Below are 25,578 nucleotides of genomic sequence, written 5' to 3' on the forward strand. Positions count from 1 at the left end.
CGCTCGCGCTCTGTTCAGCTCATCACTTTCTGCGTCAGCAACACGTTGTTTTTCAACAGAATCGGCTCACAGCTGACCTCGGAGGCCACGCAGCATTTGTATGGTTTCGTGGCGCGTCAACGTCGGGTTGTCGTTGTGGATGAGCATGGCGGATCGGAGGATCGGTCATGGAAACACCGAACTTACCTGCCATTCGTGCGCTGCGGCCCGCTTGGAACAAAGGACGTATCGAGGGTCAAAAACGCCGGCTGAGACCAAAACATGTCTGGGCAATCCGAGTTCGCCTCGAGCTTGCAAACAACTATCGCGATCTTGCGCTCTTCAATATGGCAATCGACAGTAAGCTCCGCGGTTGCGATCTTGTGAAGATAATGATGGTCAATGTCATGTCGTCGGGTCAGATCAAGGATCACGCTTCAGTACTGCAAAGTAATACGAAGAAACCTGTGCGCTTCGAGATACCCAAGGGCACCCGTGCCCCTATTGAGAAATGGATGAGGACGAACTCATAGTCGGCTCAGAATACCTCTGGCCCGGCCGATTCCACGAACGATTGCACATCTCGACGCGTCAATATGCCCGGATTGTTCGAGACTGGTTCACATCGATCGGCCTTGAAGCAAGCGCATACGGAACCCACTCAATGAGGCGCACGAAAGTCACCCAAATCTACAAGAAAACCAGCAACCTCAGAGCGGTCCAGCTCTTGCCTGGCCATACCAAGATGGACAGTACAGTCCGGTATCCCGGCGTCGAACTCGAAGATGCCTTGGCCATCGCCGAAGCCAATGAGATATAGTGCCATTGGATCGCCTTCACGGGCGGCCCATATGGGCCATTTGCCATGCTGAGATTGGCTGGCTGCAGAAAAAGTTTTGGGATACGTTTGGTATGTCTCACCTCCCGACTGTTCTGACGCAAATTATTCGCGTCTTTCAGACCACCCCCTTCTGAATGAAGTTGGCGCCTCGCCGTAGCGTTTCTTAAATCGCACCGTAAGTTGTGTAGCGCTGCTAAAACCCGTGGCTGCAGCGATTTCCGCAACCGCCATCTCGGTTTCGCTGAGCAATGCGTAAGCCCTCGAAACGCGCAGCTGGATATAAAACTGTACAGGCGAAGTTTCGACATACTTTTGGAAGAGACGCTCCAGCTGGCGGCGTGATATCTGTACGGCTTCTGCTATTTCGGAGATATCCAACGGCTCTTCCAGGTTTTCTCGCATGATCTGCATGGCGTTGATCAGGTACTGGTTGCGACTACCCAACGCCACCGAGAAGGCCGATTTCTGGAGCGTTTTACTATTGTTGGACCGAAAATGGATGCACATGTCCGAAACGATGACCGCCAGATCATTTCCGAAATCAGATTCGATCATGTCTAACATCATGTCAGTTGCGGCATTTCCACCGCCAGATGTCATAAGCTCATTGTCGATCTCATACAGGTTTTCCGATGGCTTCAGATCATCAAAATGTTCGATGAAAGCAGGGTGGTTTTCCCAATGCAATGTGAACCTTTTTCCTGAAAGAACCCCAGCCTTAGCAAGAGCAAAAGCTCCTGTGCAAATACCACCCAGATTACAACCAAAAGTTCTTTGGCGGCTGATCCACGACAGGACTTTAGGGTTTGTGCTTTCCGCCGGTTCAATACCCGAGCAAACAAACAACCGCGACGATCGCGGTAGGTTGTGCAGCGCAAAATCCGGCGTAATTTGAACCCCATTCGAACAAGAGACCGGATTTCCGTCTTCGGTGATCAGAAACCACTTATACAGCTCTTTATTTGTGACCTGATTGGCGATCCTCAGAGGTTCCACTGCAGCGCTAAAGGCCAGCATCGTCAGCTTTGGCAGCAGCAGGAAATAAATCTCGTTGGCCACCCCATCATAGTCTATGCGATAGCTGGCCGCGCCCTTTGGGACAAAGTTTCTCGGGTTCATAGTCTCTCCTCCCAGTATCGACCAGGGCAGATGAAGGGCACCAACACCTGTTGCGGTGTTGGTTCGGTACGGTCAGGCGCTCATCTGCGCAACAGGCTCACTGCTTTCCTCCCACGAGCGGATCTCATCTTGGCGCGCCTTTGGTGAAAAGAGCCCCATCATGGCATATATGATACCGATGACCAGTGACAGCCAGCAAGCAAATGCGAGGGGGATGCACAGCAGGTTTTCGAAATCCTGTCCGCGATCCCCATGCAAAGTACAGTGATTACGTACGCACCACCCGCATTCCACGGGATCAGAGGGGACATCAGCGTTCCGCCCTCCCCGGCGGTCCGGGATAGGTTCAGTGAGGAAAAGCCCATCGCGCGATAGACCAGTGCACACATCCGTCCTGGCAGTGCAATTGACAGATAGGGGTCACCTGCAACGGTATCGTTGGTGACAGACGTCATGATAGCCGAAATCCGTATGTCGGCGAACGACTTCACCTTCAAGATGACAACTTTGATGATAGCTTGAAGGCAACCCACGCGTTCAAGCGCTCTGCCAAAACCAAGCGCCCATAACCCAAGTGAGATTATCCAACTCATCGACTGGATGCCGCAACGGTTCAGCAGAGGATCAATCTCTGGAACATCGGTGTTAATCGAGTAGCCACTGTTAGCGAAGGCGAATGTTTCATGCAGCCCAGCCCCCCGACAGAAGATAGCCATGATGCCGCCCGCCATAGCCCCCGCGAATAAAGTCGGGATCGGAGGTTGTTTCATGACTGCCAGTACGATGATTAGAACAGCCAGAAACAGCATAATCGGCGAGATCCAGAACGCGTCGTCCAGCACTGTCGTAAATGCGTGAATGCAGTCAAACGAGACCTGAGAGGTGTCGATCAGAGTGAAACCAACGACAAAGTAGATCACCAGGGCAATCAGGATCGAATGCACTGTGGCCGGGAGCATGTTTTGACAATGATCGAAAAGATTAGTCCCTGTCACGGCAGGAGCCAGTTTGGTTGTGTCGGACAAAGGCGACATCTTGTTTCCAAAGAATGCGCCAGAGACCCCCGCCCCCGCCGTCCAATAGATTGGAATACCAAACCCGGCAACGATCCCCATCAGCGCCAGGCCGACGGTGCCGGTCGTGCCCCACGAGATGCCCAGTGAAACAGAGACAATGGAGCAAAGGACCATTCCCGCAGCAAGGAAAAGCTCGGGCGACAATATCTTGAGACAGTAATAGATCAGTGTTGCCACAGTTCCGCTTGCGATCCACACACCGATGATCATTCCCACTGTGATCAGAATCGAAACTGAAGGCAGTGAGATATTGATAACTTGGAACACGCTCTATTCTATGCTGGACCATTGGTGACCCAACATGGGCTAACGATCCCAGTGATTGCGATCCCAAAGTCCAGTAGGATGTGTGGAGTCAAGTCACCGAAATAGAATAGTTGCAACCGAAGCACACACAGGGTCAGCACTATTGGCACGAGGGCCAGCACCAAGCCGGGCTGAGTATGTTGTCTTCATTCCCAGACATATGGCTCTCCTCCTTTTGATTGGTTCAGAACCTTGATGATCTGTGGAAGAAACCAAGTTTGGCGGTGTGAGACTGTCGGTCAGTGCGCACATCCTGTTAGAATTTGCGACATTAGCGCACCGGAATTCGACGTCCAGGATTGAGTTGAAGGCCGACCAACGCAGTCACACGAAACAATTTACTCGCGTTTAATAGATCTCACCTCCTTTATTGGGACGTCTTGCAAATTTTGATCAAATTGGCGTGGTTCTGTCGATTGCGGCCCTAAGGAGATGGGGTGGATGGTTCCTGCTCACCCGGCGTCGCAATGCGCCATACTGCAGTTGTCTATCACTGCTAGGAAAGGAGCCACCCAATGCAGGTTACAACAGTCGGCCTAGATCTGGCCAAGAACATCCCTCAGGTGCGCGGGATCAAAGCGGACAGGACCGTTGCGTTCAACAAGTCACTCAGGCGTGCACAGCTTTTGAAGTTTTTCGAGAACCTTGAGCCATGTCTCATTGGAAGGGAGGCCTGCGGATCGAGCCACCATTGGGCGCGGCAATTCCAGAAGTTGGGCCAAGAAGTCCAGCTGATGCCTGCAATGTATGTGAAAGCCTACGTCAAACGCGGATAGACTGACGCCATCGATGCAGAAGCGATCTGTGAAGCTGTCACGCGTCCGACGATGCGCTTTGTCGCGATCAAGACCGAGCAGCAGCAGGGCGTCCTGTTCCTCCAACGTGCGCGGGATCTGGTCGTGCGGCAAAGGACCCAGCTCAGCAACATGTTGCGCGGCCTGCTGAGGGAGTTTGGTATCGTGATTGCTCAAGGGATCGGCAGTGCCGTGAAATTTGCAAAGGCGGTGCTGGACGGAGATCGCCCGAGCATTCCTGAAGTCGCAATCGAAGTTTTGACAAACCTGTGCAAACAGATGGTTGCTCTGCACTTGCGCATTCTTTGGTACGATAAACGCATTCTGCTTGAAGGTCGCAGAGACCCAAAGATTATGTTGCTGAGGACCATACCCGGGGTCGGTCCAGTCACAGCTTCGGCAATTGTAGCAACCCCTGGCGACGGGCATCAGTTCCGCAATGGACGAGAGTTTGCCGCCTGGCTGGGGTTGACGCCGATCAACCGATCAAGCGGCGGCAAAGAACCCCTCGGGCGCATCTCCAAGATGGGAGATCGATACCTCAGGCGCCTTCTAGTGACTGGCATGACCGCCCGGTTCAACCAGATGAAGATCAATCCAGACCGCGTTGATCCGTGGGAGATGTCGTTGCGAGAACGAAAGTCCCCGCGCGTGGTCACCGTCGCGATGGCCAACAAAACTGCCCGTATCATCTGGGCGGTTATGACCCGCAACGAAAGGTATCGGCCTCACGCAGCATAAAAGCCAAAAGGAACATCAGAGACGCAAGACCATTGATATGATGGAGCAATGTCAGCCCGTTAGCTGAGACACCCCGTCGAATGTCTGGGACACTATGTTGTCCGCTAAAGAAGTTTGGGACTTAGGTAGCGGAAACCATCAGGGCCAGCGGTCGTATGCGCCGCGCAAACAGGCCGGACGCAAGACCGCATCTGACAATCGCTCACATCAAGCTCAAAAAATGCCTTGCTATGCAGGAGACATCCACACAAAATATTCGCTGCGCCAGCGAAGCTGGAAGACGGACGGAAATCCAAAGAGCGGACAAAGCAACTGTTCGCAGGTGTGTGAGCTGAACGATTGCTCTGCGGCCTACTCGGCCCTGCATTCCAGTTAGCCAACCAAACTAACGAACAGCAACGAAATCGATCCCACAAGAATCAAACTCAGTGCCCAAAGTATGTCCAGGTTGAACCAACTCCTTGAGAGGAACTTAAGGCCCAGCCATTGGTAAACACCGAACGCAAGCAAACCACCTGAGATTGTCATGGCCAAGGTGTGAGCCAAGGCGACACCAACAGCAATTTTGGCGTTGCCGGTCATCAGATTGGCGGCCGCCGCATGGCCTGCGTCAGTGGTGATCGTACGACAGATCCCAAGATAGATTGGAACCAACATCAGGCCCGCACCATGTGCCATCGCCGCAAGGAACGACCAAAGCGCAAGCCGCGATGGAGGTACGCGCGCAAGAAATCGTGGATGGCGGCGGTTGAACAAAAGATAGACGCCAAGCCCGATCACAAGAAATGCCGCGCCAATCTGAATTTCACGCTGCCATTCGGCCAGAAAAAGCAGCGCGGTAAAGGGAAAAAGAATGGCGCCCACCGCAACCAGGTGCCCGGCTGCCAGCGCGATCAACGCTTTGAACAGGCTGTTGCTACTTTTGTCCATCAGCGCCGCAGACACTGCCAGGGGCCAACCCATACCCGGATTGACCCCGTGATAAATGCCCGAGGCGACAACAGCCCACCAAAGGGCTGTTGCCGTGTCTATTCCTTCCATGCGTCAGACCGACGGGTAACAGAAGCTGTCGGTTGAGCAGTCTCCGCCTTCCAAGCGGATCTGGTGGCTTCGATAGCCTTTGGGAAACTCGACATAGAAATCCTGGTCCAGCTCCAGACCGCCGTTTTCCCCGACATTGGCCATGACCATTTGTCCGCCCTCATCATCAGGGTAGAATTGATCATCCCACGTCGAATACAACGAGTTGGTCCAGTAAACCCGATTGCCGTCCCGGCTGATCTCGACCATCTGGGGGCCGTAGGCGAAACTCTTGCCGTTCGGATGTTTTGCTCCGCGCGCGATCCCGCCAAGCTCGACCTTGCCGGTCAGCTTGGGGTTCATCGGGTCGGACACATCGTACTGATGCATTTCACCCTGACCCCAGCAGGCGACGTAGAGGTACTTGTCGTCCAAACTCAGGTCGATATCGGTCACCAATGGAGGTACGGCCTCAAATCCCTGCAGCAGAGGCGGAAGGTTCTCGGCCTTCTCTGGTCGCGGATCAATCGTGATGGTTTTCTTCGCCTCGAAGGTTCCGTCATCTTTCCGCCACCACGTGAAAATCGCACCTTGTAGGTTTGTGGTGTCCACGACGACGCCGCAGAAGCCATAATCCTTTGCCGGATCATGAGCGGGTCGGATTTCTAAAGCCATCTGGTGGTTTTCGCCCAGATCGATGGTTTGGACGTTGCGGCGCTCGCGCAGGTTCCAGAAATGGATCTTGTGACCATATTTGTTGGACAACAAGTCCTCAGCCACAATCCCGTTTTCGAACTGCGGTGGCAGCCCCCATTCCGAGCTTACCATGTAATCGCGTGGGAGATTCCACCAGAAGTCGTAGTGTTTATCTTGTTCACCTCGGTCCATTTCATAGCGGCCTAAAATCTCAAAGGTTTCACAATCCATGATGAATATACCCGGAGGACCATCCGTGCCGTCCGCACCGCCGCCTCCGAGCGTCGAAACATAAATCCCTTCGGGACCGCAGTGGATTGTGTGTGGGCGGGAATAACCCGTTTTTGCCAGAACCTCTTCCGGTTCGATGATCTTGTGAATTTTTGCCTTAAGAGGTTCCTTTACGTCAATCACGTAGATGCGCGAGGACCGGATCCCCGGTATGATGAGGTACCGCCGTTCCAAAAACGCGTGTCCGGTCAAGGGTGAGAGCGCAGAAGAACACGCGTTCCAGCCAAAATGATGAAACTCGTCCCCCGTGTTGGGCATCATAAGCTTGTGGACGATCTGGCTGTACGTCTCGGATTTCGGATCAACATCTATGACGGCCAGGCCATCAGGCTCGGAACCGTCAGGGCTCAGCATCAACGTAAAGGCCAGCGTTTCCGCAGGCGCTTCCATAGCGAGTTTCGGAGTTGCGTGAAAAGTTGGGTCAGGTCTCAAGTTCATAACTGGCTCCTCCCAGGCCACAGGCACCAAGTCTAAATCCAAGTTTGACTGGTATCGCCAAAGTTGAGAATGGCACATATTCAAGATTCGTAAAATCGGCTCAAACTCAGGGACTTGAATTTGCCCCTTTTGAATCGCTTGTTCTAATGACTGAATTGGGCGCGAACTCGACTTTCGGCGTTGCGGAAAACTGTCCGCAATTCCGACAATCTCAGCGTCACCTTTCGGCGTCAGGCTTCAGTTTTTCGTGGGTGCGGAGAATGAGCAAACTCTGCCCCATTCTGTTGAAAAACAGTGTGTTACGGACACAGAAAGTGATCTAATGAATGCAGTGCGTGTACCTTTTTGATCTTCGAGTGCGATCTGCGCCAGTTTTTTTGGCGCCAAGCTCTTTTCAGTTTGTTGAAGGAAATGGCGGATTTTCGGGGGTTTTGGGCGTCTACACATGTCGCAAACTTTGCAGCAAAACCGTTGGCCGACGACTGTCTATCGGTGCCCATCAATGTATGGTGCAAAGAAATGAGATAAATTGGTGGCGCTGATGGAACTGTCTTGGCTTGAGGACTTTATGGTACTGGCAAATAACGGTAACTTTTCGGTATCGGCAGCTCAAAGAAACATGACCCAGTCAGCATTCAGCAAACGCATCAAGTCGTTGGAAAACTGGTTAGGTACTGAATTGATCGACCGGCGTACTTTCCCTGCTGTCCTGACACCAGCAGGCACGGAATTCCGCGAAATAGCTCAAACCACACTGAATGCGATGATCTCCGAGCGGGGTCGGTTGCGTACTTCTTACAGTTCCAGAGAAGTCGAACTGCGGATTCTAGGAGCGACGACACTACTGATGCTGTTTGCTCCTCGGTGGCTCGCAGAACTTAAAGACACCTGCGGTGACTTCAGCTTTAGTCTAAAAACACAAAACTTTTACACGATGGTTCAAGCACTTGGGGACAGGGAAGTGGATCTAGTTCTTCAATATTCTCATCCATCGCTGCCCTCCCTGTACGACAAGAGCAAGTTCCATTCTCGGGTCCTCGCAGCAGAGATGTTCGTGCCGGTCACTCTTGCATATTCAAATGGGCCGCCCTCGATCCTCGCTTCTGGAAAACCTGACGATGTCCGGCTTCTTAGATATTCCCGTGACGGGTTTCTGGCACGAGTCGAAGACATGATTTTCCGTCGGAATAACTTTGATGCAGGACAATGCCGGACGATTGCTGAAAGCCCCACAGTCGAGGTTTTAAAAAACTGTGTGCTTATGGGGCAAGGTATTGCTTGGCTGCCGTATTCTTCAGTGCAGTCTGAATTGGAAACCGGTAATTTGGTGCTTGCCGGGTCAGAGGCTTGGTTCGAACAGCTTGAAGTCAGGGTTTATGGGTTGAAAGAAGTAGAAAGCCGGCTGGTGCAACGTATTTGGGGGAACTTAGATTCATCTTTAGTTGGCTGATCTTGTTTAGTCATTCTATATTGGAATAGCGAAATCCAAATCAGAATTGGACGCGGCGATTACCCTCTGCGTAGCCTTGCTTACCACATGCGCAAAGTGAGAGGGTAGGAACTGATGCCATCGGCAATTCGAATTCGTGACTTGGGAGTTGCACCAGGTTTCCTGCCGCCAGGAGTTAACAATGCCATCACGGATGTTCCCGGCGTATCAGTTGGTCATATTACCCTTAAGGATGGCGGTATCTGCACAGGCGCGACCGCTATTCTTCATTGCCCACCCGATGATCTGTGGCTGAAAGCCAGATTTGGCGGCTCACATGTTCTGAACGGCTACGGACAGGTTATTGGCCGGGACTGGTTGCAAGAGAGTGGCCTTGTAAACGGGCCAATCCTGCTAACTTCCTACTTTGGGGTTGGCGCTCTGGTGCAAGGGTTAAATGCCATCTGCCCGGACACTGCGGCTCATGGTTATACCCATCACGTGGTTGGTGAAACCTGGGATGGATGGCTCAGTGACCCGATGTCGGGGGCTATCCTTCCTGAACATGCCGCGCAAGTGATTCAAGCCGCTAAGCGGGGTCCCGTTGAGGAGGGATGCGTCGGCGGGGGCACCGGAATGTGCACCTACGATTTCAAGTCCGGCATTGGCACCTCGTCGCGCCAAATAGAGGTGGCAGGGCAAGCCTACACGCTTGGAGTTCTGGCGCAGTCCAATTTCGGGGATAGGCGAAACCTTGTAGTGGACGGTATCCATCTGGGCCGCGAAATATCGCACAAAATGGTGCCAATACCTGAGCGGAAAAGAGTGTTGCCCGGTGAAGATGGGTCCATCGTCATTATTATCGCCACGGATGCACCACTGCTACCACAGCAATGCAACGCTCTCAGTCGGCGGGCAGTATTGGGGTTAGGACGGACCGGTGCCATGGCTAATAGCGGCAGCGGTGATTTTGCCATCGCGTTTTCCACGGGAAACATAATTGACGTTTTGTCGGAAGAACCGTCTGTGGGGATTTCTTCAATTCCAGCGCGCAAGATGGACCCATTGTTCCATGCCGCCGTCGAAGCCACAGAAGAAGCAATTCTCAACTCTCTTTGCACAGCCGAAACCACGACAGGCTTTGAGGGGAGAACGGTCTACGCCTTGCCTCACGATCATATTCTTAACGCCGTAGCAAAGCGGCAAAACTAAATCCAAGGAGGAAAACATGAAATACTTGTTTGCAGCAATTGCTGTCATAGCCGCAGGCGCGGCGGGTGCCGGCACCCTTGAGAACGTTCAGGCCAATGGTACTTTGAAATGCGCCATAAACAGTGGCTTTCCGGGGTTTTCGGCAACTGATGACGCTGGCACCTGGAAAGGTTTTGACGTCGACTACTGCGGTGCCGTGGCCGCAGCAGTGCTGGGTGATGCTTCGAAGGTTGAATACACTCCGGTCAGCGCCAAGAATCGGTTCACAATCCTTCAATCAGGCGAGGTAGACATCGTCTCGCGGAACACTACCTGGTCGGTGATGCGCGATACGACGCAGGCAGTCGATTACATCGGTACGATGTATTACGATGGTCAAGGTTTCATCGTCCGTTCCAGTCTAGGCGTGAAAAGTGTTAACGACCTGAGCGGTGCTTCTATTTGCTTGGCCACTGCGTCCTCCACCGAGCAAACTCTCGCAGATTACTTCCGTGCCAACGGCCTAGATTTCAAATCGGTGTCTTTCGGCTCAAACTCTGACGCAAGAAAAGGCTACGTTGACGGTGCTTGCGATGTGTTCACCGGTGACCAGAGCGCAGTCGCTGCTGCTATGACCACATTTGACACACCTGCGGATCACATGGTTTTGCCGGAAATCATTTCGAAAGAGCCGCTGGCACCATATGTTCGACAGGGCGACGATCAATGGGGTGATGTTGCCCGTTGGGTGCGCAATGCGCTCATAGCAGCGGAAGAGTTCGGCATCACCCAGGAAAACGTGGACGAGATCGCATCGACATCAACCAATCCTGAAGTCCGCCGTCTGCTCGGTGTGGAAGGCGATATTGGCTCCGCATTGGGCCTTGAGGCGGATTGGGCACATAAGGCGATCAAATCTGTCGGAAATTATGGCGAGATGTGGGAACGCAATGTGCAACCGCTTGGCCTAAGCCGTGGCTTGAACAATCTCTATACCAATGGTGGTCTGCAATACGCGCCGCCGTTCCGTTGATTTGAGAAACAGAATGGGCGGCACTCTTCCTGGTCGCCCATTCCGACTAGGAGAATAAAATGAACAGTATTTCCATACTTTGGCGCGACTCGAGAGTCCGGGCCATCTCCTCACAAGTCCTAGTCGTTGTGATTGTTCTACTTCTCCTGTTTTATCTGGCAGGAAACGCAATCGTAAACCTGGAGCGTCTTGGCATTCAGTATGGCTTCGGCTTTCTTGGAAATCTCGCCGGGTATGATATTTCTTTCTCGCTATTGCCGTTCGATTTCGCAACATCGACGCATTTGGATGCGCTCAAGATAGGCATCCTGAACACCTTGCTGGTGTCCGCCATGTCGATTGTTCTGGCGACTGTTCTGGGGTTCATGTTCGGTTTGATGCGAATGTCCGGCAATGTGCTGGTTTCCTCGGTAGCAAGCGCCTTTGTGGAGGTCGAACGAAATGTTCCTCTCCTTCTGCACATCTTGTTTTGGTTCTTTGGTGTCTGGATCGCGTTGCCGAGTGTTCGTGAGGGCGCTGAGATCACTGCTCTTAATCCGTTTGGGATGGATGTACTCTATATCCACAACAGGGGTGTGAACCTGCCGTTCGCGGACTTTGGCGGGCAAGGCTGGCTTCTTTTGGTCGCGTTGTGGATTTCCACCGCCGCGATTGCTGGGCTGTGGGTATTTGCTAAAGTAAAAAAAGCGCGAACTGGGCAGGATTTTCCTATTTTCATGGCATCAGTTGCCGCTGCTGTAGTGATCTTCGCTCTTATTTGGATCGTAGGTGGTATTAAGACTACTTGGGATATCCCTGAAGCTGGGCGCTTCAACTTTTCAGGTGGCATCGAGGTAATCGGGTCGCTATTTGCCCTTTGGATCGCGCTTTCGCTTTATGCTGCAGCCTTTATTGCCGAAAATGTCCGTGCGGGGATCATGGCAGTAAGCAAGGGGCAGATTGAAGCTGCGCAGGCGTTAGGGCTCAAACCGCGCCGTATCACCAGCAAGATAGTAGTGCCCCAAGCGATGCGAGTGATTATTCCTCCCGTCACCAACCACTATCTCAACGTGGTCAAGAATTCATCACTTGCGATTGCAGTGGGTTATCCGGAACTCGTCAATGTCTTCGTAGGCTCTACCCTGAATCTGACCGGACAATCCGTGGAAGTAATTCTACTGACAATGGCTGTTTACCTGACTATTTCGCTGACCATTTCACTCCTGATGAACATCTACAACCGCCGTATGGCCCTGATGGAGCGCTGAACCATGAGTGATATGAAATTTGCTTGGGTCCGCACTAAAGACGCACCAGCGCTGCCGCCGCCAGAGAATCAGGAAATACACTGGCTGCGCCGCTGGTTCTTCAGCACTTGGTACGACTCGATTGCCAGCCTTGCGATCATTGCCATTGCCGCGGTCTTGCTCCCGCGCTTTCTGGATTGGGCCCTTTTCTCAGCTGTTTTTGATGCTGGCAGCGCAGCTGAATGCCGAGAAAAAGGAGACGGGGCTTGCTGGGCAATGATCGTGCGGCGTTTCGGACAGATAATTTATGGATTTTATGATCCGGATGAGCGCTGGCGGATCAACCTTGGCACGGCGCTTTATATAGTTGGGCTCGGCTTTATTCTGTTTGGCAAAAAGAAACAGCGTAGTATTGCCGTTCGGGCAATGATCTTCGGATATCCTCTGATCGCTTTTGACCTTTTCTTTGGGGGGATAACCTTGGGAGAGGTGCCAAGCAGCGACATGGGCGGCCTGTTCCTTACGGTCTTCCTGGCCACAATTGGGATCGTTCTTTCGCTTCCGTTGGGCATACTATTCGCGCTGGGTAGAGTATCAAAACTACCGATATTACGTTTCGTCTGTATCTGCTTCATCGAAGGTGTCCGGGCAGTCCCACTGATCACCATCCTGTTTATGGCCCAATTTATGCTTCCATTTGTCCTGCCTCCCGGGCTGGATATCGATAACGTTTTGCGCGTGACCATCGGGCTGGTACTGTTTTCTGCTGCTTATATGGCTGAGGTGATCCGTGGAGGACTACAAGCAATACCCGCTGGCCAATATGAGGCCGCCGATGCCATGGGGTTGGGCTATTTCCAAAAGATCCGTTTGGTGATCATGCCGCAGGTTCTAAAAACCGTTCTGCCAGGGATCGTCAATCTCTTTATCGGAGCGTTTAAGGACACAACGCTGGTGTCGATCATCGGTCTTTTTGACTTTCTGCTTATTGTCGTCAATTCGACCCAAGACGCCAATTGGCTCGGGCTGGAGATTGAGGCTTATGTCTTTGTTGCCTTTGTCTTCTTTATGTTCTGCTTTTCGATGTCACGGTATTCGCTGCGGTTGGAAAAGAAACTGAAGACTGGTCACTGAGCAAAAAATGTCAGTTAGCCAATCCGTAAAAGCCTCCCAGCCAAAATTGGGCCTGATTGGCGGACTAGGAGTCATCGCCGGCGCGGATATCCTGCAAAGGATCATCCGCGCAACACCAGACACTTCCGACGGGCAACACATCGACATCAGTTTCGTACAACATCCTTTTCAAGAAGCTGTTAAGCCTTTTGACCCGCAATACGCCGCTACCAGCCGAAAGCTCTACGTCTATGAAATGGCACGTCAAATGGAACTGGACGCGCGTGATCTCGCTTTAGTGCCTTGTTTCCTTTCACAGACCTTTCTGGACGAAATCATTCCCGAAGTGGGATTGCGAATTATTGGTATTGGAGAGGCCATTGGCGACTACCTTTCAAGACAAGTTCCCATGAATGTCGGTGTGTTGACCTCTCCGTTCGTGCGCGGGTCAGGATACCTCGACCGGTTGCTCGCACCGGACCACCAAATTTTGTACCCTGAACAAGCACACGAAAAAGCGCTGGTGCAGGCGATATACGGGCCTGAAGGATTGAAGTCCGGGCACTCTTCTCCGGAAGCACAAGTTGCGATTATCAATGCCTGTACGCATCTGATGTCCAGAGGCGCAGATGTTATCCTATCCGGTTTTACGGATATTCCGGCTCAAATGAGCTCCCTGTTTGAAGAACACAGTTTCCGCGTCTTAAATTGCAATCAGATCTTTGCTGAATATGCTGCTGGGGTTTCCCGTGGTGGTGGAACCATGCCTTTCAAGGTTGGAGTGGTTGGCGGCGTTGGCCCCGCAGCAACTGTCGATTTTGTTTCCCGGATTGTGCAAAATACACATGCACAATGCGACCAGGACCACATCAAGGTGGTGGTAGAGCAGAATCCGCAAATCCCCGACCGTACAGAAAATCTTTCAGGGGATGGAAAAGATCCTACTGTGGCACTGTATGCTACTTGCAAGAAACTTGAGCGGGCAGGAGCAAACATTATTGCGATCCCGTGCAACACTGCGCATGCCTATTTGGACAGGATCCAGCGGCATGTGGATATTCTGATCGTCAGCATGCTGTCAGAAACCATTGCAACTATTCAAGATACTTATCCTGTCGCCTCAAAAATCGGATTACTTGCCACAAATGGAACTGTGCAAAGCCGCCTATATCACAAATCTGCCGAAGCGGTTGGACTTAAGCTGATAACACCGGAACCCGACTACCAGGCACAGGTCATGGACGCCATCTACGGCGACGAGGGGGTGAAAGCCGGGCATACCGAAGGCCACTGTCGGGAACAATTGTTTGCTGCTTGCCAACATCTCTCAGAACGTGGTGCCGATGTGCTCATCCTGGGTTGCACCGAGCTTCCTCTGATTGCCCCGGGAACGAATTCAGGACTTCCGCCCATGCTGGATCCCACAGATATTCTGGCACGCAAATGCGTGACCTTGGCTTTGACCCAGCGGGCAAACTCGTTTTCCAATACAGAAAGGAGTTCAACACATGTCTGAACTTGCAATTGAACGCGAAATCGACCGCTCTAAGATGCAGGTGAGCGACGAGGTCGCCATCGAAATCTCAAACATGAACAAGTGGTACGGTGCCTTCCACGTGCTGCGCGATATCAATCTGACCGTCAATCAGGGCGAACGGATCGTTATTGCGGGGCCGTCAGGGTCGGGCAAGTCCACCCTGATCCGCTGCCTGAACGCGCTGGAGGAGCACCAGCAGGGCACAATCATGGTAGACGGGACCGAGCTGTCGAATGATCTCAAGAACATCGACAAAATCCGGTCCGAAGTTGGGATGGTATTCCAGCACTTCAACCTGTTCCCACACCTGACCATCTTGGAAAACTGCACGCTGGCCCCGATCTGGGTGCGCAAGACGCCCCGGAAAGAGGCCGAAGAAACGGCGATGCACTTCCTTGAGAAGGTGAAAATCCCTGAGCAGGCGCTGAAATATCCCGGCCAGCTGTCCGGTGGTCAGCAGCAGCGTGTGGCGATTGCCCGCTCGCTGTGCATGCGCCCACGGATCATGTTGTTTGACGAACCGACCTCGGCGCTTGACCCTGAGATGATCAAAGAGGTGCTCGACACCATGATCGAGCTGGCTGAGGAAGGCATGACCATGCTCTGCGTGACGCACGAGATGGGCTTTGCCCGTCAGGTCGCCAACCGCGTGATCTTTATGGATGCGGGTCAGATCGTTGAACAAAACGAACCGGAAGAGTTCTTCAACAATCCGCAAAGCGAACGGACCAAACTGTTCCTGAGCCAGATTCTGGGCCACTGAACGAGTTCTGTTGCGAAGTGTTAAGGCTCTGTTGCGAAGTTTTTTTCTGTCCTGAGAGATCACGGGATGTCCATCCCATCAGAACCCTTTCCACGTACAACATGTACTGGTGATTAGAAAGCTCAAATCTAATTGGGAGGCGAACCAGAGAAGATGCGAAATCGAAGAAATCTACCACTATCTGGAAACAAATGCAGGGCCGGTGTCCGCGACGCCCCGCTTGGGAATGAAACCAAGACGCTTCATCAGGCGGCGCAACAGCCGTTTTGCGGCCCGTTTGTCCCGTTTCGGTTGCAGTAATTCGTCCAGCACCACGCCATGTTGATCGACTGCGCGCCAAAGCCAATACTTGCGACCGGAGATTCTGACGACAACCTCATCGAGGTGCCGGACGTCGCCTTGACGTCCCTGTCGTCGTTGCAAGTTTCGAACAATCAGCGGTCCGAACTTGGTCACCCGACGCCTGATAGTCTCGCAAGAGGCATCGATCCCGCGCTGCAGCGACATCTCTTCAACTTCACGCAGGCTCAAATTGAAGCGAACATAAAGCCTCACCGCGTGGATAATGATCTGAGAGGGAAATCGGTGGCGCTTGTAGATGATGGACGATGAGTTCATCGATGTCACCTACGTCCAAATCATATCATGGGCAACCGAGCGACAGTTAACGTGACAACACCAATAAAAGAGCTTTCGGTCGAGGTCGTGCCGCATTCGAGGTGCAACTAGAGTGTAAAGCGAAAGCCAGTTAAATATCTAAAACTCATCAAATTCCGGGACGTTGCCAAGCCGAATGAGGAAACTTGGCGACCCGACTTCGCCACTGTTCGGATCCTCACTGACCATGTAGGCGTCGGCGCCCGCGCAATCGTCGGATTGCGCTTCTCTTTCTGCTCTGTTCTGTGCCTCCACTGCCGTGGAGTACTCAAATTGCTTGCCTATTTTCAGGCTTCCTTGCCCTCCGCGTCCTGGCTTCTGTTCGACATATGTCTGGCAGATATAGTGAACTTTTTCTGAGCTCTCATGTGAGATTGTCATGGCAATATCCTTGAAACGAGTACGGCGCTACTGATGCATGAGATATACAGTGCTCGCTAGCCACTTTGTTTGTGTTTCGCTCAATCAAGTCGCGCGGAGAGAAAGGCCAAAGATCCTGTCACCGCTTTTTGACGGGCTTCGGCGGACGGGCTTCAAATGGTGTCTTCGCATCCCTTTCGAGCCGAGTTTTGCGAAGCCGGGCGTTCTTGATCTGTCTTTGCTCTGCTTCTTCGGTGACCATTTCCCTAACGACCCGCGTTGTTTTTTCCATCGGCGTTTCCGCCTTGGGTACGTGTGCATTGAAGACAGTAGCTTTTTTCGGCTTTGCCAATGGTTGTTCTCCTATCCGTTTCCAACGGCGCATTTATCAGTTGAGTATTTCAAATTGATGCCAGGTGATTGCCTGGTCCTTGAGAGACATGCGCGTGTCGTGAAGGACTGCGATGTAGCAGCTTTGTCTGAACGTCAGGAGCGGACATAGCTTTCATCAACGCACTATAGTTCATTTGGAACCTCATTTCCGATCCTACGCTCTGTGTCGAATGGGATGTCCCGATGACAAGATGATCGCTTGTTGCACCGATGAGCCTGTTTCTAGGATGCATAGAAAGCCCAAAAACGTCCGTATCTTGTTGACCAATGGCGAGAACTAATTGTGTGCTCTGTCCATTTTTTGGGACAAGGTGAAGTCGTTTGAATACCGGGTCGCAGATACTCTGAGGGTGAGTTGCAGGTTTGGACCCTGTTTCAATGACCTCAGCGACAAGCGTAAAGGCATCAGTATACATCCCGCCTATCTGATCTCCGGATACCGGATCAACGCCCAGAAGGATTGCTTCGCCCAGCCTTAAATCGTTGATGCGACCAACTGGGTGTCCACCGAGGGCCCAAGGAAGGTTGGCCGAGTTACCGCCAGATACCGTCTGAAGGATGGGCCCACACTGTCCCTCTGTGTCATTCGCCAAGACAGACATGGCGTCCATGTCTGTGGCATTCGGGGCAATTCCACTCAGACATGCGAAGTTCGCTCCGATGCCCTTCAGCGCGACACCTGGCATATCCACCACTTGCTGTGCAATTGAGCCGAGGTATTTTGGCATGATCCCTTCGCGCAGATCGCCCATCTCAACCATCAGGATAATGCCGTGAATGCAGTCCTTCCGGATCGCGGCGGCGGCCAGAGCGGTAATCACGAGGATCTCTGTGTTGTAGCTTGCCTCACAGTATTGGACGACCTGATCGACCTGGCTCAGCGTTGGTGTACGGATCATGGTGATCGGGCATGTCATGCCCGCATTGCGTAATTTCCGCACGTTGCTAAGCCGCGCTTCTGCAAGTCCCACAGCGCCACCGTCCAGCATGGCCCGAGCGATTGCTGGATGCCCGCACACTGCTTTGGTCACACCGGTGACGCTGATGCCGCGAGTCTTGAGGCGCCCGATCACAGTCTTTGCATTTTGGCGTATCTTGCTCAGATGCACCTCAATGCGGGGTGTACTCATATCGCAGCCACAGGCGTGGATTGATGTAACCCAGGATAGGCGGCGACAACCATTGCAAGCAAATGCGATACTGGCCGGCTGAGTACATCCGTTACAGGCAGCCCGAGTTTTTGTGACTGTGCGGCGATAGTGTCGGTAATCTCGACCTCAGACATCCCCTCGTGATTGAGCGTGACACCGATGACTTTTGTGTCAGCAAAAGCTTCGATAAGGGCAATCTCACTTGCAGGCTTGGGCATTGGCATATTGGGAAAATCACAGCGATGTGCGCGCTTTGGAGCGTGCTGAAGGATCACGGCGTCTGGTTGGCTGCCCCGCAGGATAAAGGCGGATGTACAGAATGCCGGATGACTCAACGCTCCTTGGCCTTCGATCAATATGACATCGGGTTGTTCAGCCTCGGAAGCGTCAACAATCGCACCTTCAAGTTCACCACAACAAAACTGCGGCGGCACGGCATCCATTGCCACCCCATATTTTGCGCCCTGCATCAAACCCGTCTGGCCCGTACCAACAAGAACAGTCTTGATGCCCCTTGCGTTCAAGACGCGGGCCAATACGGTTGCTGTTGTCCGTTTTCCAATGGCGCAATCAGTTCCAAGAACCGCTATGCGCAGTGCCTTCACTCCTGCAATACTTCCGTCGAACAGGCGCATATTCTTGCTGGGTTTAGGTTTTCGAATATCTCGAATGGTGACTTTGCGTTCGACCGCAAAAGACGCAATTTCCGGATCATCGCTCAGATATTCATGCAATCCACTGACGATATTCATACCTAGTGAAATCGCGTCGAGAACAACGTCGCGATCTGTCGATGAGAGTCTCCCAATAGATGGTGCCATCCCATAAATGAGGGTATCTGGGATGACGGTTTCATGGGCGACAGCAGCGTCCAAGCTTCTGAAGACCGGAATATGGTTAACCGTGCCGTCAAGAACCAGCCCGCTGTCTTCACCGCCATAGTTGCTATCGATGACAGATAAAATCCTGTAGGCTTCTGAATGACGAACGAGGCCATTTGCAGTTTTGCCATCAATTTTGGCGAAGTTTCCTTGGCAATAGACAATTGCAGTTGGCGGCAAGACGATCTGAGTGGCAGAGATTGATCTTATGGGTTCGTCGCGGGCCAATGGCGGCGCTTGTGCACCGCTGACTGGACGACGGATCGTGTTTGCCGCGCTAAAGTCGGTTTTCATGATGTTTCCTTTTTGTGGTCGACGCCGAAGGCAACGCTGTCGTCACTATCGGGTAATGAAGCCAATTATGTCGTGCCGCCCGCTCAGTTATCGAGAATGCACAGACCTTTGGACAATTTGAAATTCTTGTTGCATTCCCAACGGTTTCCGGACCTGCTAAGATGGGTATTTGCAGGGAGGTCTATTATTTCGCAGATCGCACCTGATGCAGCGTATCCCCGCTCGCACTTCCATCCCGTACCGTAAGTTGCATCGTCAAAGTAGGCATGTTCAGGGATTACAACGGCCACGCACGAGCCATCCTGATCAAAGAATCCACGTTCGCATGTCCATGGCTGGCCGTATCCCGATGAGTTCAGATAAGCGTTGGCTGGGATTACAACGGCGATGCAAAGGTCGTCCTTTGCTTGAAACCCACGTTTGCATTCCCACCCGGGTCCATGGGTCGTAACTGCCAGGTAAGCGTTTGCGGGTACGACAATTTCTTGGCATGTGTCGTCTATTTTTTGAAAACCGCGCGAGCACTGCCAGCGCTCACCTGATGGATCAAGAAATCCGCCATCAGGTACAATCACCGCGACGCAGGCCGTCGCATCTTGCATGCTAAAACCATGAAGACATTCCCAACCAGAACCATAGGTGCGGTTGGTCGGGTACGCATTTGCTGGCACGATGACAACGGCGCAGACGTCGCCATTCAGCCTGTACCCGGCGTTACATTTCCAACCTTCGCCGTAGCTCCTTGCAGTGGCATTTTCAGGCACAGATTGCGATGTGGATTGAGCATGCGTAGGCGTTGAAGACAGAAATAGAGCACAGATTGGGAGCACAATCAGAGCCGCAATCATCCAAATGCCAGGTGGCAGATGCGATCCCCAGGTCACCCGACAGAGTTGCGGCATTGCCTCTGAGTTATGATCCATCCAACTCAAGCCCCGCGATACAGGCATCTGCAAGGTCGCGGCTTGGCGTTTCCGACCCCGGCAGCGTAGCCCAACCCGTATCCATCATAGCCTTACGGCGACTGAAGCCAGAGGCCTCTTGGAGGGTTAAGATTATTTCGTCGCGCCTGGGGTCAGCGGCTGACCTGTTCAGGCAAACCGGCACCATCGCGAGCGTCACTTCTTCGCTTGCATGATCCTTAGCCAATTCTTGAGCGCTGCCGCTGGTTGTCCAACCGCCCCAGGTAAAGCCAAGGATTGAGACCGCAATTGCACCACACAAAGCACCGTAGATGCCTGGTTTCGTCCATTCTGGAAATGTCATTTTAGATCCTCTGGCGGAGAAAGCGCCGCCACGCTGTTTTGTGTCTTTTTGCGCATTCTTATTCTCGCGCTAGGGCCATTCCCAAGCCGCGATGACCGATAGGCGCAGTTCGGGCCTTCCGGAAGCTCGTTTGATCAACGGTTGCGTTGTGGTTCTTTGGCAAACCATCGGTGCGCCTGATCACCAAAACGGATCACCAAACGTCACAAGCGATGTGGTTGTGCGCGAAAACATCGGCAACCTTCCCAAACATCAGATCCAAGTAGAGGACGTGACAGCTGAATTTTCATGATGGAAGAACTTAGTTCACTCTAGCTGGCGATACACCTAGGCCGCAGAAAACCAGAACTTTAGTGGGCTTAACATAACCACTTGGCGACGGTATTACAATGTTCGTGGGCCTAACGCTTTTTCCAAGGCCCGATACAGATGAAAGAATTGGTTACAACCCAGCCTTCGCCTTGTGTATCGGCAAATCCGTAACCACTTAGGCAACCTTCTTAGTATGCCACTCTGAAGCCGACATTCGCTGCATCACTGAAAACATGTCGTGAGGACTCGTAACCGATAGCGGATGTGGCGCGGCATCCTGTGGTACGGCGTTTCAGTCAACGTCGGGTTGTCGTTGTGGGAGGGCATGGCGGATCGGAGGATCAGCTATGGAAACACCAAACCTACTTACCATCCGCGCGCTGCGGCCTGCATGGCACAAAGGCCGGATCTTTGGCCAGGTCGGCTCCATGAACGCCTACACATCTCGACTCGCCAGTATGCGAGGATTGTCCGCGACTGGGTAACTTCGATTGGCCTTGAGGCGAGCGCTTACAGTACGCATTCAATGCGGCGGACGAAGGTGGCGCAGATTTACAAGAAAACCGGTAACCTACGCGCCGACCAACTGCTGTAAGGTCATACGAAGATGGACAGCACAGTCAGGTATCTTGGTGTTGAGCTTGAAGACGCCCTGGCCATTGCAGAAACCATTGAAATCTAGGTGTTCTGGGCCGTCTTCACAGACGGCCCATAGGAAACGTTCATCGTGGCTATGGGTGGCGCATCGCAGTTTTCGCCAAAGCAGACTTTGAATGACACGCATAGCATATTGAGGAACCTAGCGGCTGCAGCGTAGGAATACCCGCAGTTTGAAACAAGTTAAAGATTATCGAGTTTGAATACCTCCCGGTCCCTGAGGTACGGGAGCCGAGATTGAGCGGCCGACACTCTGTCTAACTCCAATGTTCCATATAGAATCTCGGTCTCTGCTCCGGCCCGTGTAAGTTCTTGTCCATCCGGGGTTGCGATGAAACTTTGCCCCAGAAACGACAAGCCGTTTTCGGCCCCTGCACTATTGGCATAGGCGAGGTAAACACCGTTCTCATAGGCGCGCGTAGGTATCATCCGCTGCGCGACCCAATCCCACTGCTCCCCGAGCGCCGTGGGGACCAGGATCAACTCTGCTCCGATCGACGACACATGCCGCGCTGTCTCGGGAAATTCGGCGTCATAGCAGATCAGCGTCGCGATCCGTACTTCGCGGTAGGTGAAGAGCGTATATCCGTCGCCCGGTGTGAAATACTTGCGCTCGAAACCCGGCGGGATGGACAGTTTGCGATGAATGCCCAATCGCGTGCCATCCGGCCCAAAGCACTGCGCGGTGTTAAAGATTGCGTTCCCGTCGACCTCGGGAAAGCCATAATGAATAGCGAGGCCATGGACACTGGCCAATCCCAAGATTGCCTGTGCGATGGGGCCATCTGCGGGTTCGGCCCGTTCCGCGATCTGATCACCGATGTTGTAACCAGTGGCAAAAAGCTCCGGCAGCACCAAGAGGTCAGCACGATGCGTTGCAACTGTGGGGAGCGTTTCGGCCAGCCAGTCCAGCCGGTCCCGCGTCGTTGGCAATTCGGCCGAAGATTGCCCCACGGCAAGGCGGAACGTGCGGCCCATCGCTAGTTTTCCGTGACCAGCAAGGTGCGGGGATAGTCGGTGATGTAGTCAATTCCCGTTTCCGTCACCACAACCGAGTCGCCAATACGCCCTGCCGTGACGCCGTCAATAGATATGCCACCGTCCACCGCAAAGGTCATACCCGGTTGCAGGATCGTGGTGTCCCCGGTTTTCAGCTCTGGTGCCTCCAGATAGGCTACACCAATAGAGCGTCCAGTGCGATAGCCGGTTTCGTATCCGCGTGCCCCGTAGACCTCATTGGCAGCTGCCGCCACCTCCTGTGCCTCAATGCCCGGGCGGATGGCGGCGATAGCTGCTTGTTGGGCATCAATGGCGGCCTGCTGAACGCGGGCGGCCTCATCTGTCACTTCACCGATGTGGAACATCCGGTCGAATCCCAGCTTGTATTGCTTGAACTGTGCCATGTTGCAAAAGCAAAAATAGACCGGATCGCTGCGCTGATACTCTCTCACCGAGGCGCGACGATGAACCATGGAGGTGTCTTTCCCGCTTTGCAGAATTTGTAGGTTGTGAATCATCGGCGAGACAAACCGCTCCCACCCCTTGTCGGTCAAAAAAGTTGCGGCTCGGCGGGAACCCGCATCAATCACCGCCAGTGCGCTTTCATATTCCTTTGCACCTTCGCGCAGGCTGCCAAATGCGGCGGTCATCATTGCGTTGGCAATCTGGCCAGCCTCTTTCATCACCTGAATTTCCAACGGGGATTTGATCACCCGCATGGCACCCAGAACCGGCGAAATATCCTTGACGGGCACATCCGGATAGGTTTCGTCCAGATGGTTGCGCACGATGGCGGGAATGCTGCCGCGTTCGACCCAGATCTCATCGGGCTTGTCACCCAAGGCACCGGCCAGGGCGCGGCCCCAGTTGCGTTGGCCCATGTCCTCCCAGGTGCGCACATCCTCGACCCAAGTCATGGTTGCCACCATTTCACTTTCCATCAGCGGCGTGATTACGACGGGGGCCTCTTCGGCGCCCACCACCAGCATGGTCGGGCGACCGAATTCGACGCCAAGATAACCCCAAAACCCGGCAAGATAAGCGATTGAGCTTTCATCGGTAAAAACGGCGCGCTCAATGCCCATGTCCCGCATGCGGGCCTGAAGTGAAAGGGTGCGGGTTCTGGCTTCGACCAGCATGGAGGATTTCCTGCGATTGTGAGTCGGTGTGCTTGGCAAATGCATTAGCTGTATACAGGATAGGAGTCAATTAGGCCATAATTGCGAATATTGTAGGTATATCATCAATGGTGTATGCATGTAGTGATAAGGAGACAGTCATGAGCCGCATTGCGCAAATCGACGAGACAAGCCCAAGAAACATAGTCGAGTCCATTCAGACTGAGCTATTGAAACGTATCTGTTTTCTGGACTATCAGCCCGGACATCAGCTGAAAGAGTCTGAACTGGCGGCCGAATTTGGGGTTAGTCGCACACCGGTTCGCGATGCGATCAGCCGGATCAGCCATCTGGAGCTGGTGGAAACACGTAATGGCGTGGGCACCGTGGTTGTCGCGCTGACGGCGGCCCAGGTAAGGCATGTCTATGACATGCGCCTGGAATTGGCTTCGTTGATCGGCACCATGTCACCTCGCGCAATCACGCCCGCCGACAACGAAGCTGGAAAAGGCCTGTTGGAGGAAGCCCGAGCATTATGCGTGTTCTTCGATACCAAACGATATGTTGAAATCAACCACCGTCTGCACGAACTGATCGCCAACCTTATCGGAAACAGCACATTGAAATCGTTCTGGTGGCAAACCTACCATCAGGCCGCCAGCACCTGGTACAGGGTTGGCAACGACGTGGGCCCTGAAGTGGCGTTGGCCTTAGTTATGGAGCTTGAGGATATCAACACAGCACTGAAACTTGGCGATGTGGCTGCGATTGGGTTTATCCAGCGCACCCATATCGGCTATGGCTACCAGCGGATCAAAGAGCATTTACTATCATCCGAAGTGGAGTGACAAAGACCTGCGATTTAAGTCGCGCGCAGCCCTTTGCGGACACTCACAAGTGGCCTGCGGCGCTGCAACGCAGCCCGTCAGATCTGCCATCCACTGCGACTACACAATTCCGGTTTCTCAAATTCACACTGTGCGCAACAAGGCCATTGTTTGTCGCAGCTCTGCTAGTGGCCGCTTTGGTGAAACCTTGGAAACAAGATGTAGGTTCAGCGTTGAAACTCACCATCAGACAACTCTCGAACGCAGTCCAGTAAGGCGGTCGAGTATCGAGACGTTTCGTCTTTCAACCGAAACAACGGCACGGATACACTGACTGCGGCGATTGGCTGGGCGTTTTCATCCAGGATGGGCGCGCCAAAACATGCGATGCCGGCTTCGTTCTCCTGACCATCAAAAACGAACCCCTGCCTGCGGCATTGATTGATCTGCGCGCGCAACTTGATTGGATCAGTAGTTGTGAAAGGGGTGATCGGCTCCAGAGGCGCATTTTCCAGGAAGACGGTAAGCTTTTCTTCGGGCAAGGCCGAAAGGTAAGCTTTGCCGACCCCGCTGGAGTGAAGCGGGACAAACGTGCCTATGGTCGAATTCATGCGCACCGTCTCAAGGCTTTCGATCTTGTCGATATAAACAAGCCCCTCGCCACTTGGCACGGCGAGATGTACCGTTTCACCCGTCTGTTCCCTGACGCGAACCAAGGCATCCCGCGCCCTGTCACGAATGTCAGACTTGGCCAACGCAGAACGGGCTAGATTGATCAGGCGCGGGCCGGGTTTGTAGCTTTTGTCCTTTAGTTGCACGATCAGCCCCTCGGACTCCAAGCCATTTAGTAGGCGGTACAGCGTTGGGCGTGTGAAGGCGCATTCATCCAGAAGTTTGGCCAAAGTTGGCGGGTTTCTGCGATCGCAAATATGCTGCAGCAGTCCGATGCTGCGCGCAAAGCTTTGGGTTCCCTGGACCTGTTTTGCCATTCCTACCTCTCTGATTGACGGGGCGTCTCGACGGTGTATATTCCATATGTTGAACAATTTGTCCATATTGTGGAATTGATA

General features: G+C 53.1%; 19 protein-coding genes and 5 pseudogenes. 11 read left to right on the forward strand and 13 right to left on the reverse strand.

All coding sequences use genetic code 11. From position 1 onward, the window contains the following. The first annotated feature begins 167 nt into the window (after positions 1-167). Positions 168-799: pseudogene (locus Q1B46_RS12740) on the forward strand (tyrosine-type recombinase/integrase). A gap of 123 nt (positions 800-922) precedes the next feature. On the opposite strand, the gene Q1B46_RS12745 reads toward Q1B46_RS12740, so the two are convergent. Both Q1B46_RS12745 and nhaC read right to left on the reverse strand, forming a co-directional pair. Beyond that, on the reverse strand, positions 923-1,939 hold the full coding sequence (locus tag Q1B46_RS12745) for a GlxA family transcriptional regulator (protein ID WP_299948514.1): 1,017 nt from the start codon (positions 1,937-1,939) through the stop codon (positions 923-925). Positions 1,940-2,011: 72 nt separating this feature from the next. Beyond that, a pseudogene (nhaC, locus tag Q1B46_RS12750) lies at positions 2,012-3,446 on the reverse strand (Na+/H+ antiporter NhaC). Between the two features lie 390 nt (positions 3,447-3,836). On the opposite strand from nhaC, the pseudogene Q1B46_RS12755 reads away from it, so the two are divergent. Further along, positions 3,837-4,856 (forward strand): annotated as a pseudogene (locus tag Q1B46_RS12755) (IS110 family transposase). A 372-nt stretch (positions 4,857-5,228) separates the two neighbouring features. Here the strand turns inward: Q1B46_RS12755 and Q1B46_RS12760 are convergent. Then, positions 5,229-5,897: a hypothetical protein gene (locus Q1B46_RS12760; protein ID WP_299948516.1), complete on the reverse strand. Its 669-nt coding sequence runs from the start codon at positions 5,895-5,897 to the stop codon at positions 5,229-5,231. A gap of 3 nt (positions 5,898-5,900) precedes the next feature. Further along, on the reverse strand, positions 5,901-7,301 hold the full coding sequence (locus Q1B46_RS12765; protein ID WP_299666626.1) for a selenium-binding protein SBP56-related protein: 1,401 nt from the start codon (positions 7,299-7,301) through the stop codon (positions 5,901-5,903). Positions 7,302-7,842: 541 nt separating this feature from the next. Here Q1B46_RS12765 and Q1B46_RS12770 point away from each other — a divergent pair. From Q1B46_RS12770 to Q1B46_RS12800, 7 genes are all read left to right on the forward strand, one after another. Continuing rightward, positions 7,843-8,751 (forward strand): LysR family transcriptional regulator, encoded by a 909-nt coding sequence (locus tag Q1B46_RS12770; protein ID WP_299948913.1) that lies wholly within the window; start codon positions 7,843-7,845, stop codon positions 8,749-8,751. A gap of 114 nt (positions 8,752-8,865) precedes the next feature. After that, a complete protein-coding gene (locus Q1B46_RS12775) occupies positions 8,866-9,942 on the forward strand; it encodes a P1 family peptidase (protein WP_299948519.1) in 1,077 nt (358 codons plus the stop codon). Positions 9,943-9,958: 16 nt separating this feature from the next. Beyond that, positions 9,959-10,954 (forward strand): amino acid ABC transporter substrate-binding protein, encoded by a 996-nt coding sequence (locus tag Q1B46_RS12780; protein WP_299948521.1) that lies wholly within the window; start codon positions 9,959-9,961, stop codon positions 10,952-10,954. A 59-nt stretch (positions 10,955-11,013) separates the two neighbouring features. After that, complete coding sequence (locus Q1B46_RS12785; protein ID WP_299948523.1) at positions 11,014-12,201, forward strand: ABC transporter permease subunit; 1,188 nt, start codon at positions 11,014-11,016, stop codon at positions 12,199-12,201. Positions 12,202-12,204: 3 nt separating this feature from the next. Continuing rightward, positions 12,205-13,314 (forward strand): amino acid ABC transporter permease, encoded by a 1,110-nt coding sequence (locus tag Q1B46_RS12790; RefSeq protein ID WP_299948525.1) that lies wholly within the window; start codon positions 12,205-12,207, stop codon positions 13,312-13,314. Positions 13,315-13,321: 7 nt separating this feature from the next. After that, a complete protein-coding gene (locus Q1B46_RS12795; protein WP_299948527.1) occupies positions 13,322-14,809 on the forward strand; it encodes an amino acid racemase in 1,488 nt (495 codons plus the stop codon). Next, complete coding sequence (locus tag Q1B46_RS12800) at positions 14,802-15,593, forward strand: amino acid ABC transporter ATP-binding protein (RefSeq protein ID WP_299948529.1); 792 nt, start codon at positions 14,802-14,804, stop codon at positions 15,591-15,593. The genes Q1B46_RS12795 and Q1B46_RS12800 overlap by 8 nt, the downstream gene beginning before the upstream one ends. A 204-nt stretch (positions 15,594-15,797) precedes the next feature. On the opposite strand, the pseudogene Q1B46_RS12805 reads toward Q1B46_RS12800, so the two are convergent. From Q1B46_RS12805 to Q1B46_RS12830, 6 genes and pseudogenes are all read right to left on the reverse strand, one after another. After that, positions 15,798-16,211: pseudogene (locus Q1B46_RS12805) on the reverse strand (IS6 family transposase); the annotation flags it as partial. 138 nt (positions 16,212-16,349) lie between these two features. Further along, the gene (locus Q1B46_RS12810; RefSeq protein WP_299948531.1) at positions 16,350-16,631 is read right to left on the reverse strand and encodes a hypothetical protein; all 282 of its coding nucleotides are present in this window, start codon (positions 16,629-16,631) and stop codon (positions 16,350-16,352) included. A gap of 118 nt (positions 16,632-16,749) precedes the next feature. After that, the gene (locus Q1B46_RS12815; protein ID WP_299948533.1) at positions 16,750-16,962 is read right to left on the reverse strand and encodes a hypothetical protein; all 213 of its coding nucleotides are present in this window, start codon (positions 16,960-16,962) and stop codon (positions 16,750-16,752) included. A 49-nt stretch (positions 16,963-17,011) separates the two neighbouring features. Next, on the reverse strand, positions 17,012-18,133 hold the full coding sequence (locus Q1B46_RS12820) for an alanine/ornithine racemase family PLP-dependent enzyme (RefSeq protein ID WP_299948535.1): 1,122 nt from the start codon (positions 18,131-18,133) through the stop codon (positions 17,012-17,014). Continuing rightward, on the reverse strand, positions 18,130-19,329 hold the full coding sequence (locus tag Q1B46_RS12825) for a DUF1611 domain-containing protein (RefSeq protein ID WP_299948537.1): 1,200 nt from the start codon (positions 19,327-19,329) through the stop codon (positions 18,130-18,132). Before Q1B46_RS12825 ends, Q1B46_RS12820 begins: the two co-directional genes overlap by 4 nt. 912 nt (positions 19,330-20,241) lie before the next feature. After that, entirely contained in the window at positions 20,242-20,595 is a 354-nt protein-coding gene (locus tag Q1B46_RS12830) for a hypothetical protein (RefSeq protein ID WP_299948539.1), read from the reverse strand. A 721-nt stretch (positions 20,596-21,316) separates the two neighbouring features. On the opposite strand from Q1B46_RS12830, the pseudogene Q1B46_RS12835 reads away from it, so the two are divergent. Then, a pseudogene (locus tag Q1B46_RS12835) lies at positions 21,317-21,589 on the forward strand (tyrosine-type recombinase/integrase); the annotation flags it as partial. Between the two features lie 158 nt (positions 21,590-21,747). On the opposite strand, the gene Q1B46_RS12840 reads toward Q1B46_RS12835, so the two are convergent. Together Q1B46_RS12840 and Q1B46_RS12845 are read right to left on the reverse strand one after the other, a co-directional pair. Beyond that, on the reverse strand, positions 21,748-22,542 hold the full coding sequence (locus Q1B46_RS12840; RefSeq protein WP_299948541.1) for a carbon-nitrogen hydrolase family protein: 795 nt from the start codon (positions 22,540-22,542) through the stop codon (positions 21,748-21,750). A 2-nt stretch (positions 22,543-22,544) separates the two neighbouring features. After that, positions 22,545-23,702: a Xaa-Pro peptidase family protein gene (locus Q1B46_RS12845; RefSeq protein ID WP_299948543.1), complete on the reverse strand. Its 1,158-nt coding sequence runs from the start codon at positions 23,700-23,702 to the stop codon at positions 22,545-22,547. Positions 23,703-23,842: 140 nt separating this feature from the next. On the opposite strand from Q1B46_RS12845, the gene Q1B46_RS12850 reads away from it, so the two are divergent. After that, complete coding sequence (locus tag Q1B46_RS12850) at positions 23,843-24,529, forward strand: GntR family transcriptional regulator (RefSeq protein WP_299948545.1); 687 nt, start codon at positions 23,843-23,845, stop codon at positions 24,527-24,529. Between the two features lie 206 nt (positions 24,530-24,735). On the opposite strand, the gene Q1B46_RS12855 is transcribed toward Q1B46_RS12850, so the two are convergent. Beyond that, on the reverse strand, positions 24,736-25,497 hold the full coding sequence (locus tag Q1B46_RS12855) for an IclR family transcriptional regulator (RefSeq protein WP_299948546.1): 762 nt from the start codon (positions 25,495-25,497) through the stop codon (positions 24,736-24,738). Between the last annotated feature and the right edge of the window lie 81 nt (positions 25,498-25,578).

The organism is uncultured Ruegeria sp. (assembly GCF_947500045.1).
GTDB lineage: Bacteria > Pseudomonadota > Alphaproteobacteria > Rhodobacterales > Rhodobacteraceae > Ruegeria.

What these genes read in the sequence shown, in the direction of transcription:
- Q1B46_RS12780 (WP_299948521.1), top strand. Translation starts at nt 9,959, where the DNA reads ATGAAATACTTGTTTGCAGCAATTGCTGTCATAGCCGCAGGCGCGGCG.
- Q1B46_RS12830 (WP_299948539.1), bottom strand. Translation starts at nt 20,595, where the DNA reads ATGACATTTCCAGAATGGACGAAACCAGGCATCTACGGTGCTTTGTGT.
- Q1B46_RS12775 (WP_299948519.1), top strand. Translation starts at nt 8,866, where the DNA reads ATGCCATCGGCAATTCGAATTCGTGACTTGGGAGTTGCACCAGGTTTC.
- Q1B46_RS12745 (WP_299948514.1), bottom strand. Translation starts at nt 1,939, where the DNA reads ATGAACCCGAGAAACTTTGTCCCAAAGGGCGCGGCCAGCTATCGCATA.
- Q1B46_RS12765 (WP_299666626.1), bottom strand. Translation starts at nt 7,301, where the DNA reads ATGAACTTGAGACCTGACCCAACTTTTCACGCAACTCCGAAACTCGCT.
- Q1B46_RS12855 (WP_299948546.1), bottom strand. Translation starts at nt 25,497, where the DNA reads ATGGCAAAACAGGTCCAGGGAACCCAAAGCTTTGCGCGCAGCATCGGA.
- Q1B46_RS12825 (WP_299948537.1), bottom strand. Translation starts at nt 19,329, where the DNA reads ATGAAAACCGACTTTAGCGCGGCAAACACGATCCGTCGTCCAGTCAGC.
- Q1B46_RS12840 (WP_299948541.1), bottom strand. Translation starts at nt 22,542, where the DNA reads ATGGGCCGCACGTTCCGCCTTGCCGTGGGGCAATCTTCGGCCGAATTG.
- Q1B46_RS12845 (WP_299948543.1), bottom strand. Translation starts at nt 23,702, where the DNA reads ATGCTGGTCGAAGCCAGAACCCGCACCCTTTCACTTCAGGCCCGCATG.
- Q1B46_RS12800 (WP_299948529.1), top strand. Translation starts at nt 14,802, where the DNA reads ATGTCTGAACTTGCAATTGAACGCGAAATCGACCGCTCTAAGATGCAG.
- Q1B46_RS12770 (WP_299948913.1), top strand. Translation starts at nt 7,843, where the DNA reads ATGGAACTGTCTTGGCTTGAGGACTTTATGGTACTGGCAAATAACGGT.
- Q1B46_RS12810 (WP_299948531.1), bottom strand. Translation starts at nt 16,631, where the DNA reads ATGACAATCTCACATGAGAGCTCAGAAAAAGTTCACTATATCTGCCAG.
- Q1B46_RS12785 (WP_299948523.1), top strand. Translation starts at nt 11,014, where the DNA reads ATGAACAGTATTTCCATACTTTGGCGCGACTCGAGAGTCCGGGCCATC.
- Q1B46_RS12795 (WP_299948527.1), top strand. Translation starts at nt 13,322, where the DNA reads ATGTCAGTTAGCCAATCCGTAAAAGCCTCCCAGCCAAAATTGGGCCTG.
- Q1B46_RS12850 (WP_299948545.1), top strand. Translation starts at nt 23,843, where the DNA reads ATGAGCCGCATTGCGCAAATCGACGAGACAAGCCCAAGAAACATAGTC.
- Q1B46_RS12760 (WP_299948516.1), bottom strand. Translation starts at nt 5,897, where the DNA reads ATGGAAGGAATAGACACGGCAACAGCCCTTTGGTGGGCTGTTGTCGCC.
- Q1B46_RS12790 (WP_299948525.1), top strand. Translation starts at nt 12,205, where the DNA reads ATGAGTGATATGAAATTTGCTTGGGTCCGCACTAAAGACGCACCAGCG.
- Q1B46_RS12820 (WP_299948535.1), bottom strand. Translation starts at nt 18,133, where the DNA reads ATGAGTACACCCCGCATTGAGGTGCATCTGAGCAAGATACGCCAAAAT.